The organism is Paenarthrobacter aurescens (genome assembly GCF_041549525.1).
GTDB classification, from domain to species: domain Bacteria; phylum Actinomycetota; class Actinomycetes; order Actinomycetales; family Micrococcaceae; genus Arthrobacter; species Arthrobacter aurescens.
On sequence record NZ_CP157456.1, the window covers coordinates 3403507 to 3416601 of the forward strand.

The 13095-nt window shown below is 63.4% G+C and carries 12 protein-coding genes and 1 pseudogene; 3 read left to right on the forward strand and 10 right to left on the reverse strand.

Annotated elements, in window-relative coordinates:
* Positions 1–46 precede the first annotated feature (46 nt).
* The 7 genes and pseudogenes from ABI796_RS15750 to ssd all read right to left on the reverse strand — a co-directional run bounded on the left by ABI796_RS15750 (position 47) and on the right by ssd (position 5265).
* Positions 47–409 (reverse strand): Rv3654c family TadE-like protein, encoded by a 363-nt coding sequence (locus tag ABI796_RS15750; protein WP_141281134.1) that lies wholly within the window; start codon positions 407–409, stop codon positions 47–49.
* A complete protein-coding gene (locus ABI796_RS15755; protein WP_246095652.1) occupies positions 406–732 on the reverse strand; it encodes a TadE family type IV pilus minor pilin in 327 nt (108 codons plus the stop codon). Before ABI796_RS15755 ends, ABI796_RS15750 begins: the two co-directional genes overlap by 4 nt.
* Positions 733–788: 56 nt before the next feature.
* A pseudogene (locus tag ABI796_RS15760) lies at positions 789–947 on the reverse strand (DUF4244 domain-containing protein); the annotation flags it as partial.
* A 502-nt stretch (positions 948–1449) separates the two neighbouring features.
* Positions 1450–2067 carry a type II secretion system F family protein gene (locus tag ABI796_RS15765; RefSeq protein WP_246095651.1) on the reverse strand — a complete coding sequence of 206 codons (618 nt, stop codon included), beginning with the start codon at positions 2065–2067 and terminating at the stop codon, positions 1450–1452.
* Entirely contained in the window at positions 2067–2864 is a 798-nt protein-coding gene (locus tag ABI796_RS15770) for a type II secretion system F family protein (protein WP_141281128.1), read from the reverse strand. The genes ABI796_RS15765 and ABI796_RS15770 overlap by 1 nt, the downstream gene beginning before the upstream one ends.
* Positions 2861–4228, reverse strand: a complete 1368-nt coding sequence (locus tag ABI796_RS15775) for a TadA family conjugal transfer-associated ATPase (protein WP_246095676.1) — start codon at positions 4226–4228, stop codon at positions 2861–2863. Before ABI796_RS15775 ends, ABI796_RS15770 begins: the two co-directional genes overlap by 4 nt.
* A gap of 11 nt (positions 4229–4239) precedes the next feature.
* Positions 4240–5265, reverse strand: coding sequence for a septum site-determining protein Ssd (gene ssd, locus ABI796_RS15780; RefSeq protein ID WP_246095675.1), 1026 nt, complete (start codon positions 5263–5265; stop codon positions 4240–4242).
* A 299-nt stretch (positions 5266–5564) separates the two neighbouring features.
* On the opposite strand from ssd, the gene ABI796_RS15785 reads away from it, so the two are divergent.
* A complete protein-coding gene (locus ABI796_RS15785; protein ID WP_141281487.1) occupies positions 5565–7250 on the forward strand; it encodes a bifunctional 3'-5' exonuclease/DNA polymerase in 1686 nt (561 codons plus the stop codon).
* 186 nt (positions 7251–7436) lie between these two features.
* Positions 7437–7637, forward strand: a complete 201-nt coding sequence (locus ABI796_RS15790; RefSeq protein WP_141281126.1) for a DUF1508 domain-containing protein — start codon at positions 7437–7439, stop codon at positions 7635–7637.
* Positions 7638–7661: 24 nt separating this feature from the next.
* On the opposite strand, the gene ABI796_RS15795 is transcribed toward ABI796_RS15790, so the two are convergent.
* The 3 genes from ABI796_RS15795 to ABI796_RS15805 are packed head-to-tail and all read right to left on the reverse strand — an operon-like array spanning position 7662 to position 10538.
* Complete coding sequence (locus ABI796_RS15795; protein WP_141281124.1) at positions 7662–8339, reverse strand: CoA pyrophosphatase; 678 nt, start codon at positions 8337–8339, stop codon at positions 7662–7664.
* The gene (gene nth / locus ABI796_RS15800) at positions 8336–9130 is read right to left on the reverse strand and encodes an endonuclease III (protein WP_141281122.1); all 795 of its coding nucleotides are present in this window, start codon (positions 9128–9130) and stop codon (positions 8336–8338) included. The genes ABI796_RS15795 and nth overlap by 4 nt, the downstream gene beginning before the upstream one ends.
* 10 nt (positions 9131–9140) lie before the next feature.
* Positions 9141–10538 carry a hypothetical protein gene (locus tag ABI796_RS15805; RefSeq protein WP_141281120.1) on the reverse strand — a complete coding sequence of 466 codons (1398 nt, stop codon included), beginning with the start codon at positions 10536–10538 and terminating at the stop codon, positions 9141–9143.
* Between the two features lie 471 nt (positions 10539–11009).
* Between ABI796_RS15805 and acs the strand changes: the two genes are divergently transcribed.
* A complete protein-coding gene (acs, locus tag ABI796_RS15810) occupies positions 11010–13055 on the forward strand; it encodes an acetate--CoA ligase (RefSeq protein ID WP_141281485.1) in 2046 nt (681 codons plus the stop codon).
* Positions 13056–13095: the final 40 nt, after the last annotated feature.

The window sequence follows — 13095 nt, forward strand, 5'->3', positions numbered from 1 at the left end:
GTGCCAGCGGGTGTGGCAGCGCCAGCAGGTGGAGCGCTTTGCCTCCTTAGGGAGGAGGTCCCGCCCGCGCGCGGCCAGTGGCGACGCCCCACTGGAAGGGCTGGGCCAGCTCGGTGCCAACCTCCACCACGTCCCCGCCGACCACCGTGCAGGACGTGATCTTTGCCGCGTGTTTCCCTGCCACTTCTGATGCAACGGCACAAGGATCCCCGGGGGTTAGCCCGCGTGCAGCATCGGCGGCGGCAAGAGCTGCAAGATCCGCTGCAGAGGCCGCCCGGGATGCCATTACACCGGCCTGCGCCAGTAAAAGCAGCCCCAGCAGCAGGGCTGTTACCACCGCACCCAAGGCCAGACCGAGAACGGTTCCAGCTCCGCGCTCATGCTGGTTCTCCGGCCGAACCCACTTCATGGGGTGGCCGCTTCTGCCCGGGCTGTTGCCGAGGCCTTCAGCGTCCACGGTATGAGCGGTCCCAAGGCTCCGCCTACTGGCGAGGACGCGGTCACAGTGACCCAGTCGCCGTCGTCGGTCAATGATGTTGTAACGCCCTCCCCGGCAAGTCGCTTGACGATTCCGTCCACCGAGCCGGAGGTTTCACCCCGAGCAGAGGCGCGCGCTCCGGCCCTCGCAGCATCTTCCAGCCGGAGTTGGGTGATCCCCGCTGCGCCGCCTGCCAGCAGGAATGCCAGGAGCAACACGACAGCCGGTAACGCTACTGCGAACTCCGCTGTCACAGCACCCCACTCCTTTTCCTTCCGGAAGGCTCTCCCACGGGCAGGCAGCGGACCGGTCATGGCAGGGACAACGCCGTACGGATCAAGTTGAGCAGGAAGCCGCGTACCTCTTCGCTCCGAAGAATGACCACCAGCAGCCCCGCGAGGCCCACGGCAGCAAGGGTGGCAATGGCGTACTCTGCCGTGGCCATGCCGGCCTCGGAGCCCATGAGCTTTGCCCGTGTGCTTACCCTTGCCAGGAAGCCCTCCTCTCTGCGGAAGCCATCCCGCGTCCGCAAACCCTCTTCCTCAAGTGGCCCGTGGTCGGACTGGGCAAGTTCCTCAAAGCCTGCTCCCAACTGCCAGGTTTCTTCCTCGAGATCGAATGACTCAAGATCGATTGGGTCAAGATCGATTGGCTCAGGAACGTTGTGGTCGAGCTCGTACTCAGAGAGTTCGTCGTACCGGGTGGCCTCTGGCTCCGTGGAAGAAGTTCCACGAACTTCACGGGACGCTTGCCGATCCCGTGGCATGTCCATGAGCAGGCCAGGAAGTGGAGTGGAGAGTGTTTTCACGGTGGGTTCCTTTCAAGAATCGCCGGCTCTTTGCCGGCACAACCGACTCTTCCGCGGTCCGGAGGAGCCCGGAAGAAGGCGATCTTCGCAAGTGGATAACCTGTGCCGTCCGGATGGCTGTGGAGGAATGGTGGTTGCTTCCTCCGCATTTCAACCCGGGCGTTCAGCCAGAAGGAAGCATGGCGATCAGGACAGGGATGATGCCCAGGCAGATAAATGCAGGCAGGGAACAGAGGCCCAGAGGAACCACGAGCTTTACGCCCAAAGCAGCGGCCCTCTTCTCTGCAGCGCGGAACTGCTCACGCCGTTCCCTCGCAGCCTGTGCATAGAGGATGGAAGCCGACGGCGCACCAGTCAGTGCTGCGAAAGCCAACGCATTCTTGAGGCGGACTACTTCAGGTGGGAGCTTGGAGGGTGTTTGCCAGGCAGACTCCCAGTCGGCACCGATGGCCAGTGCGGCAACAACGGGCCGAAGCGACTCCCTGATGGGCGGTGAGGCACACTTGGCGATTAGTTCAAGTGCCCGTCCGATTCCGGCTCCGGCGTCGAGCATCGATGCCACCAACTCCAGCATCATGGCCGTGTCCCGAAGCCCGTCTGCTGCCGGATCCACAAGGGTTGCTGCCGAGGACCTCTGAGTTGCTTCGGCCTCCCTCCCCGGGGGAAGCAACTGCACTCTTGTCCGTAGCGGCGCCACTCTTGTCTTCAGCGGTGCCGCGAAACTCAAGTATGCCGCCAGCACCAAAACCGCCGTCATCGCCCACACCGGAGCGTCGTGCATCAGGGCCTCCCGGTGGCGGACGCGACCAGCCGGGAGGACCAAACGCGGCCGGCTGCAGTAAGAAGGAGTCCAACCGCGAAAGTGGCAACACCCAGGAAGTTGTTCAACAGGATCCCCAGAGGATCCACACCCAGCGCCATTCCCAGCCCCAGCCCGAACACGGGCAGCCAGGACAACAGCCGAACCGTGGCTTTAGGACCTGCGAGCGCCGTTTGACGTGCGGCTTCGGAGTCTTCTTCGGCCTCCAATTGGGCTGCGAAGCGGGTGAGGAGGTCAGCCAACGGGCAGCCACTGGTCTCGGCGATATCCAGGCAGGCTGCCAACTCCATCCATATGCGGCGCTCAGAGCTACCCCGTTGCGGATACGCCTTCACGGAAGCGTCCCGGATGGCGTCGGCTGGAGAATTTCCCACTGTGGACGCTGCCCGCGCTGCTGCGAGAACCTGGAGTGACTGATTGGACAGCCCGCTGTTTCCCTGTTGTGCAGCGGAGCTCTTGGCACCCTCCACGGCCTGATGTGAACCATGGACAATCCATAGCTCTTCCCACAGCCGGAGGGCACCGCGCCCGCCACGTAAGAGGGCCGCGAGCTGTTGCACCAACACCCCGAGAGATAAAGGTGCGTGACGCTTTCGCCGCTCTGGCCGCCCCAGCCATACCGTTGGACGAACAGCGGGGTTCCTGTTCCGGTCCGCGGGTTGACCCAGGCTCAGGCGGAAACGCCGGATACCAAGCCGATGGCCCGTGAACTGCAGCCAAGCCGCGAGTGCCGTTATCAGGACGAATGCGACGATCATGGGCCGTCAACTGCTCGGTGCATACCCAAGTGACCGGACCCGGTTGGCGGGAGGCTACTTATCATCCGGGCCCGGCGCCGAGGGGATCCGGCTAGTGGTGCCGATTCCTCTGGTTCTGCTGGCCCCGATTGTTGTGACCGCCCGGCGTGAACCTGAACCTGCCCTACTTCCGTGGCCCACGGATCGAGAGAGAGCCGGGCGGAGAGCCCGGGCCATGCAGGGCCGGGCTCCATTCCTGTGGGGCGCCAGCTAAGGGCGGCCAGTACCTTTTGCCCCTCACGGGTATCTGTCACAACCCCAATGGACGCTACTTTCCGCCCTGATGCTGTTCGGTCCACGTGGATTACCACGTCAAGGGCGCTGGAGACCTGCAACCGCACGGCTTCGGCGTTCAATCCCGCCAAAGCACCAAGCGCCACCAACCGGGCCGGCACGGCTTCGGCGGTGTTGGCATGGATGGTACCCCCGCCACCTGTGTGGCCAGTGTTGAGTGCGGTGAGCAGTTCGCGGACTTCAGCACCACGGCATTCCCCTACTATCAACCTGTCCGGGCGCATTCGGAGGGCCTGGCGAACCAGTTCACCAAGGTCCAAGGCCCCGCCGCCTTCAAGGTTTCCGTGGCGTGATTCCAGGGTCACAACGTGTGGGTGAACGGGGTTGAGCTCTGCAGCGTCCTCGATCAGGACCAATCGTTCGGTGGGATGACTCAACCCAAGCATGGTGGAGAGCAGGGTAGTTTTTCCCGAGCCTGTTGCTCCGCTGATCAGAAAACTCAGTTTGTTCGCCATAACGGCCCGGAGAACCGACTCGACGTGTTCTGAAAACATGCCGCTTTTCCTCAACTCGGAGAGGGTAAACACCTCATCCCGTCGGATGCGGACGGACAGCAAGGTCCCGGCCGTTGAGATGGGCGCGAGCACTGCATGCACACGGTATCCGCCCTTGAGCCGAACGTCCACGCAGGGGGAACCATCGTCCAATCGCCTTCCTCCGGCTGAAACCAGGCGGGTAGCCAGGGACCTGATCTGTTGTTCGGTGTCGAAGCGCACAGAGGAACGCTCCAGGCCGTTCCCGCGGTCCAACCACACCGAATCCGGGCCGTTGACGAAGATGTCCGTGACAGCTGGATCCTGCGCGAGGGGTTGAAGAGGCCCCAGTCCGTTCAGCTCAGCGTTGATGGATTCAGCTGCCTCCAACGCTCCGGCTGTTCCCAATAATCTGCCGCTCGCCTGAACTGCTGCTGCAACAGTAGACGGCGTTACGGGGCCACTGTTTGCGAGCACGGATTCCCGTACCGTTTCCAGAAGAACCGAGTCCAACCTGCGTCCGTCCCTGCGGCGGTTTACCTCGACGGAGTGGCTCACTGGATTGCGGGTCACTGGATTCCTCCGTTCAGTTCCAGTACAGAACCTGCGAAGCGGCTCACTGCTTTCCGCCGGCCGAACTCCAGCAGCCGACCCATTTCCGTGCCGGCCGCAACACCGCGAATCTCCGGCAAGAGACCCAACAACGGCAATCCCAAGGACTCTGCAATCATGGCTGCATCCACGGACGTGGTGCCGCTTCCCCGGACCAGCAGACCGGCCTCGATGGGCGGGAGTTCGTTAAGAACACGAGTAGCTGCCACCGCGGATCTGAGGTGGGCCTGGGTCAGCAGCAGGATCTTGTCGCAATCCCACGCGAGCGTGGCAAGTCCCTCACCGCTGCGACCGATGTCCACGATGATGAGTTCGAAGCTCCGGCGTGCAGCGTCCACAACAGCAGATACGGCGTCAGCCGCAGGGACATGCACTTGTTCCCGGGTCCCGGGCCAGGACAGGTATGCGAAACCTCCGGCGACCGGAAGTGAGTCCCGGAACTGGGAAGGATCAATACTCCCCCGGGTTTCGGCGAAGTCCGGCCACCGAAGCCCGGGAATTTCCTGGGACGTCACTGCCAGCTCAAGGCCCCCACCCCAGCGGTCGCCATCAATGAGCACGGTGCTGATTCCCTGCCCGGCCGCGGCTTGGGCAAGCCAGATTGCAGTAGTGGTAGCTCCCGCCCCGCCGCTGCCTCCGATGATGCCCATGACTGTTCCTCCAGGGTCCGGGGACCCGGCCATGCTCAGGTGTTCAGCCAGCCAAGCGGCGGCCTCGGGAAGGACAGCAACCCGTTCAGCTCCCAGCGAGGCGGCCAGACGCCATAGGCCGTCACCTTCGGCGGCTTTGCCAAGCAACACGGTGGGAGCCCTTCGCCGGGGCGGTAGCTCGCGGACATCACTGCCCACCAGTACCACGTCAGCGGTGTCCCAGCCGTGGACGGCCCCGGCCACATCCACGGCCGTTCTCAGACTTCCCCCCGCGGCAGCGACTATGCGTTTGGCTTCTTCCTGCAGATAGGGGTCTGCGGAAACGAGCAGTATCCCAACGGCTTCGTGTGGAACCCAGGATGAGTCGGCGGATCCTTGTTCCGTTGGTTTGTTGGATTGCCCGTATCTTTCTGGGGCCTGCCGGCTACGTCGAGGTTGCCTGTGCCCACGATCTCGCTTGCTCATGGCATCCACACTGGTTCAATGGGCGGATCAGGGTAAGGTCCGAATGCCCGTATGTGCACAACCCGGTGAGGCCGGAGCTGTGGAGGAACGGTCACGTCCCCACAACAGCGCGCACACTACAACACTGGAAGCCACAGCACCCCTGTGCACAAGGCAGAATGGACACCATGTATTTGCTGCTCGCCGCCCACCCGGAAGGCGCAGCCATACAACGGATCTCCCCCACCGGCAGGGCAACTGCTGACGCGCGCGTCCTTACCCGTGGTGAGTTGCCAGGCGTCGTACGTGAATTGGAAGCCCAGCGGCCCCGCTGGGTGTGGCATCGCGCCCAGGATTGGTATCCGGAACTGCTGTCCCATGGCATAGAGCTGGAGCGTTGCCATGATCTTGCGCTCTGTGGGGCAATTCTGGCCCATTCGGAATTCACGGCCCACACGGACTACGCCAAGCACGCGGTCAAGCTCACGCAGGACGACGATTCAACACCGCCGCGCGCCCTTCAGCCTCCACCACCGCCGGCCGATCAAGGCGCTTTGTTCGAAGACCTGTCCCCGGCCAGCCCGAAGGCCGGGCTGGACGAACTCAAGGAGGAGTTCGCAGCTCAGCAGCACGCTGTGTCACAGGTCCCCGACCAGCAGAAACAGCGCCTCCAACTACTCCTGGCCGCTGAGTCCGCTTGCGCGATCATCGCCGTCGAGATGCAACACTCCGGTGTTCCCTGGCGCGAAGAGCTGCATCAGCAGATCCTTGCCGATGTTCTGGGTCCCCGCCCGCCGTCTGGCCACCGGCCCCCGGCACTCGAAGCCCTTTGCGCCGAGCTCAGGAGCATCCTCAACTCCCCTGGCCTGAATCCGGACTCCCCGCAGGATCTGATGCGCGCCCTGCACCGGAATGGAATCGAGGTCAAGAGCACGCGGCAGTGGGAACTTCAGGAATCAAAACATCCGGCTATCCAGCCCCTCCTGGCCTACAAAAAGCTATCCCGTCTGCACACCGCCAACGGTTGGTCCTGGCTGGACGCATGGGTGCGTGACGGGCGGTTCCATCCCGAGTACGTGGTGGGCGGCGTTGTGTCCGGCAGATGGGCTTCACGGGGTGGCGGCGCCCTTCAGATCCCGCGCAACATCCGGGCAGCAGTCCACGCTGATCCGGGCCACAAATTAATCGTCGCCGATGCCTCACAACTGGAGCCCCGGGTCCTCGTGGCGCTTGCCCAAGACACAAAAATGGCGGAGGCTGCCCGGGACAAGGACCTTTACGCAGGCATCGCCGCCCAAGGCTTTGGCGGTGATCGGGCCAAGGCGAAGATTGCCCTGCTGGGTGCCATTTACGGCGCCACCACGGGCGAGTCGGGCAGGCTCATGCCGCAGCTGACGCGAACCTACCCGCGCGCCGTCGGATTCGTAGAACAAGCAGCCCGCGAAGGCGAGGCGGGCCGAACGGTCACCACACGGTTGGGCAGGAGCAGCCCGCCACCGTCGGCCGGTTGGTTGCGGAGCCAGCAATCCACCACGGCCGAGGAACAGCGCCGAGCCGACAACCTGGCGCGGTCCCGGGGCAGGTTCACCCGCAACTTTGTGGTGCAGGGCTCGGCCGCTGAGTGGGCGGCTTGCTGGTTGGCGGAATTACGACGCCGGCTGCGAACCTTGCGCGCCGAGGGCTCACCCAGCGGCGAACTTGTGTTCTTTCTCCACGATGAAGTGATGATCCATGCTCCCGAGAATGCCGTGGACGCTTGTATCCGCGCCATCGAAGAAGCGGCGGCATCAGCAAAGGAACTCATGTTCGGGCGGATCCCTGTTGAATTTCCCGTGAGCCTGGCTGTGGTGGATTCCTATGACAAAGCGAAGTAGCCGGACCATAACGTGAAGCCACGGCACTATCCAGTCATATCTCGCCATATGAGCCTCAGTGACCGCACAGCACCGGGTACTGCCAAGTAACTTTAGTTCCTGCCCCGTTGTGGATAGCTTCACTATGTGGATGGTTATTCTGGTCCACCGCAGAATCACATCAGCATCACAAGGGGGAAGCATTCGATGGCTGGCAGGTTTGAAATTCTCAGGGACAACAACGACGGTTACAAGTTCCGGCTCACTGCGGCCGACGGAACGGTGGTTGCAGAGTCACCCACGTTTAAGCACCTGGAGGGTGTGGTGGCGGGCATCAACGCCGTGCGGGAAAACGCGGCAACCGGCCTGATAGTGGACCGCTCGGCCACGGCCCGCAAGGCAGCCTGAAAAGGGCCGCCTGAACACGGCCGCCTAGAGGTCAATATCCCGCAGTTTGGCCTTGTCCCACGGAACGGTCCAGCCGAGTTCGTCGAAAAGTCCGCTGAGGACCATGCCCGTGAAGCCCCATACCAGCACGCCGTTGATGGTGAAACCAGGGCTGGTGTAGGTGCGGCCGAACCGCGTGATGGTGGCGGTGACCCGATTGACGGGATCCAGGAGGTCGCGGACCGGCACCCTGAAGACCTGTGCGGATTCGGCGTAGTCCACCACGCGAACGGGCGATGGCGCATCCCACCATGCCAGCACCGGCGTTACCCGGAAGTTGCTCCGGATGAGGCCGAGTTCCGGTATGACCCCCAGAACCCGGACGCCACTGGCATCCAGCCCGGTTTCTTCCACGGCTTCCCTAAGCGCCGCAGCCACCACGGACTCATCTTCAGGATCCACGCTGCCGCCAGGGAACGCCACTTGCCCCGGGTGGTCGTCGAGGGTGTGTGCCCGTTCCAGCAAGAGAACATCAAGATCGGCCGGCGCTATGGGACGGCCTGACTCGGCAGGGACATTGTCCAGCACACCGAAAAGCATCAGGACTGCCGCTGCACGGTTGGTCTCGGGGGTCACGGGGAGCTTGTCCCAGAGTGCCGAGTGCTGTTGTTGGCCTTCTTCAAAGCGGGTGACCAGTGCGGACAGTTCCTCAAGCGCGGTCACCCGGGCCTCCTTTGCGATTCCATGCGGATCTCAGCAGCCCTGTGCGTCTCGGCCAGGAGTTTCTCAAGCAACGCTTCATTGCCCGGGGCGAGCTCATACTTCAGCAGCTTGGCGGCCTTGACGGGATCTGTTTCGCCCTCGCCATAACTCGGGCAAAGGCTCGCCACCGGGCAAGCACCGCAGGCGGGCTTCCTGGAATGGCAAACCCTGCGCCCGTGGAACACCACGCGGTGCGAGAGCATGGTCCAGTCACGCGGCTCAAACAATTCGGCGACGTCGAACTCGATCTTCACGGGATCATCCGAGGCCGTCCAGCCAAAACGGCGGGCCAGCCTGCCGAAGTGTGTGTCTACCGTGATCCCGGGAACACCGAAGGCATTGCCCAGAACCACGTTGGCGGTTTTGCGCCCGACCCCCGGGAGCGTCACCAAGTCTTCCAGACGTCCCGGGACCACGCCATCGTACTCGTCCACAAGCCTGGTACTGAGCGCCAAAACGTTCCGCGCTTTGGCCCGGAAGAAGCCCGTGGGCTGAAGTATGGTCTCCAGCTCAACGGGATCCGCCTCAGCCATGGCGCGGGCGTCCGGGTACCGGGCAAACAGGATCTTGGTGACCTGGTTGACCAGCACATCAGTGGTTTGGGCCGAGAGGACCGTGGCCACCACCAGCTCAAAGGGGTTGCTGAAGTCCAGTTCCGCGTGCGCGTAAGGATACTTCTCAGCAAGGACCCTGTTGATCTTGCGTGCCCGGCGTTTGAGCGCCAGCAGCGAACCAGCTTCAGCGATGGCCACGGAGTCCTGCTTAGCCGCGTTCGATGTTGCTCAGTTCCCGGAGAACGCCAACTTTGCCGTCGGTGTCCTGAACCAGGAACTCGTGGCCGCGGTCCTCCAGCGCCAGAACCCATCCACCGGGTTCGATGGTGAAGGCGGGGGCACCTGTGCGTTCGTCGTACGCAGTCCGCGGCTGGGCGACGGCGAACCAGAACGCCTCATACTGTGGTGAATCGGATTCTTCCGGACGGCTGGCCGGGTCCACGGTGGCGCCAATGGTGTCGCTCACCCTGCGGGTGTCGCCGGAGACTATGGGAGTTGCCATAGTGGCAGCCCACGGCTGCTGCGCCGCTGCTTGGCCGGCCTGTTGCGCAGCGTGCTGTGTGGTGGCAGGCTGCGCCGCATGCTGGGTGGTGGCAGGCTCTCCCAGGGAACCCTGAGCCGGGACGTGGGCGTCTTTAGCGCCGGACGTACCAACAGGTTCCGTCCTCTCCTGCGATGAGGACGCCGGAGAGGCTCCGGGTGCTTCCGCAGGCTTGGCATCAGCAGAGTGCACGACGGCGGACGCTTCGGTTGCCGGCGACGGCGTGGTTCCGTAGCTGGCCGGCGGAGCGAAGGGGCTTGCGCCCGTGGAGGCTGCTGCCGCGGCGGTACCCGAAACGTGTGACGCAGGGGCTTGGTATCCCGTTGCAGAAGCCTGGAATCCGGGAGTTGAAGCTGTGGCGTCGCTTGATTTCGCCGCCTTGGGGGCCTTCGGCGCTTTTGGAGCAGCCGGCTTGCGGCTGGGAACAGCTGCCTCGCGGGCAACAACGTGCGCCGGCTTTTCAGCGCGGCCCTTGAAATCAGCGGAGAGCCACGGAAGATGTGGGGCCAGAACCGTGGCGGCAAGCAGGCCTACAGAACCAACCAAACCCAGCAACACGCCGCCATTGAAAGAGTTGGCGATGGTCAGGAAGAACAACGGGAAGGCAAAAGAGGCAGCCACTGACGCGAACTGGTCAACGGACAGGGAACCAATGCGGACAATGGTCCCGGGCTGCAGCCTGCGGGCTACGAAGAGTGCCACCACCACCAGGGGCAGGAGGATTCCCAGCAGCAGGAAGAACAGGTTGCCCAGGTTCCAGAGGTTGTAGCGTTCCCCGAACATGGGCAGGAGCGAAGCTACGAACATCAGGAGCGTGGACCCAAAAACAGTGAGGTCCCGGATGGTGAACGGGCCGGCGACGGCGTCGTACGTGGCAGCGTCACTTTCAGCAGCGTCGTTCCGGGCAGCATCGCCAGACGTTACAGAGCCCTTCTTAAGAGGAGCTTCGGACGTACCCTTCGCAGGATTCCCGGCAGCGTTCCCACCTTCAGCGGTGGCCGTTCCAGCCGCGGTGTCCGGTCCGTTCGCTTGTGAGTCGTGCGGGCCTGGGCTCAGCTGGTTCATCTATTTCTCCTTCGTACGGCGGCGTCTTGGACAGTCCGGCCCGGCGACCTCTGCGGGATTCCGCAGAGAACCGGACACGCCAGAAGTGCGTCCCAAGACTTCTTCAGCCTATGTCACCCCACTGACAGGGTTCTAGCTGAAAACGGCCATCCCGCTTCGCCCACAGCAAACTCCAAGGTTCCTTACAGATCCCTGCCCGCAAATGCCCCGCGGGCAGCAACAGTCCGGGGCCGCCGTCGTGCGTCATGTAAACGGTTCCTCACCGCTGCTGCAACCATTCGTCGCTAAATCTGCGCCGCTCACGGCCGCATTTGTGACGACGCACACGTAGTACATCGCTAAGCGATAGTGTTGATGCCGGACAGCACTTTGCGGACCCTTGGAGGGACGCGCCCGACGCCGACGACGGCCCGGGCGGGAATCCCACGCAAGGATCCGCGCAGCAAAGATCGATGAATGATGAGGTTCACCATGTCCCAGGACACCACCGGATCCACGGCCACCGCTGCAGCGTCAACTGCTCAGAACGGTCCGGCCGCACATGTGGAGGCACTTGAAAACCTCCTCCACGAGAACCGCAGGTTCGCGCCATCGGCGGAGTTCGCCGCCAACGCTGTGACAAGCGCGGATGCCTACAGCGAGGCAGAAAAGGACCGTCCCGCGTTCTGGGCCAAGCAGGCGCGCGAGTTGCTGAGCTGGGACAAGGACTTCACCGAGGCCTTGGATTGGTCCAACCCGCCGTTCGCCAAATGGTTCGTGGGCGGTGAGATCAACGCGGCCTACAACGCCTTGGACCGCCACGTGGAGAACGGCTTGGGCGATCGCGTTGCCATCTACTTTGAGGGCGAGCCCGGAGACTCCCGCAGCTACACGTACGCGCAGCTGACCGAAGAGGTCAAGAAGGCCGCCAACGCTTTCGAATCCCTCGGCGTGGCCAAGGGCGACCGCGTGGCCGTTTACCTGCCCATGATCCCCGAGGCCGTCATCACCTTGCTGGCCTGCGCCAGGATCGGCGCCGTGCACTCTGTAGTGTTCGGCGGTTTCTCCGCTGATGCCCTGCGCTCCCGGATTGAGGACGCCGAGGCCAAGCTCGTGGTCACCGCCGATGGCACCTACCGCCGCGGCAAGCCCAGCGCCTTGAAGCCTGCCGTGGACGAAGCCCTGTCCAAAGAAGGTCATACAGTACAGAACGTGGTGGTGGTCAAGCGCAACGGCGAGGACGTCAACTGGGTTGAAGGCCGCGACCTTTGGTGGAGCGACACTGTAGACAGGGCAGATACAGAGCACACCGCCGTCGGACACGACTCCGAGCACCCGCTGTTCATCCTCTACACCTCCGGCACCACCGGTAAGCCCAAGGGCATCCTGCACACCACAGGCGGCTACCTCACCCAGGGCGCGTACACGCACAAGTCCGTGTTCGATCTCCACCCGGAAACGGACGTGTACTGGTGCACCGCCGACGTCGGATGGGTCACCGGCCACTCGTACGTCACCTACGCGCCGCTCGTCAACGGCGCCACCCAGGTCATGTACGAAGGCACCCCGGATTCCCCGCACCAGGGCCGTTGGTGGGAGATCGTGGAGAAGTACAAGGTCTCCATCCTGTACACCGCCCCTACTGCCATCCGGACGTTCATGAAGTGGGGCCGGGACATCCCGGACAAGTACGATCTCTCCTCCATCAGGGTGCTGGGCTCGGTGGGCGAATCCATCAACCCCGAGGCGTGGATGTGGTACCGCGACGTCATCGGTGCCAACGCCGGCAAGAACGGTGAAAAGAAGGAACACCCGGCCCCGATCGTGGACACCTGGTGGCAGACCGAAACCGGTGCGCAGATGATCGCCCCGCTGCCCGGTGTCACGGCTACCAAGCCCGGCTCGGCGCAGGTTCCGCTTCCCGGCATCGCCGTGGACGTAGTGGATGAGAACGGCCAGTCCGTGGCCAACGGCGAAGGCGGCTACCTGGTGGTCCGTGAACCGTGGCCGTCCATGCTGCGTGGCATCTGGGGTGACCCGGAACGCTTCAAGGACACCTATTGGTCCCGTTTCGAAGCCATGTACTTCGCCGGAGACGGGGCCAAGAAGGACGAGGACGGCGATGTCTGGCTCCTGGGCCGTGTGGACGACGTCATGAACGTTTCCGGACACCGCCTCTCCACCACGGAGATCGAGTCCGCACTGGTCAGCCACCCGTCAGTCGCTGAAGCGGCCGTTGTGGGTGCCGCTGACGAGACCACCGGACAGGCCGTCGTCGCGTTCGTCATCCTCCGCGGTGACGCCGTCAACAACGGTGACGAGACAGTCCTGGAACTGCGCAACCACGTGGGCAAGGAAATTGGTCCCATTGCCAAGCCCAAGCAGCTGCTGATCGTTCCGGAACTGCCCAAGACGCGCTCCGGAAAAATTGTCCGACGCCTGCTCAAGGACATCGCAGAAGGCCGCGATACCGGCGACGCCACCACACTGGCAGACCCCGGCATCATGCAACAGATTGCGGAATCGCTCCGCAAGTAGCGTCCCGCACAGTGGAATAACGACGGCGTCGCTCACCTTC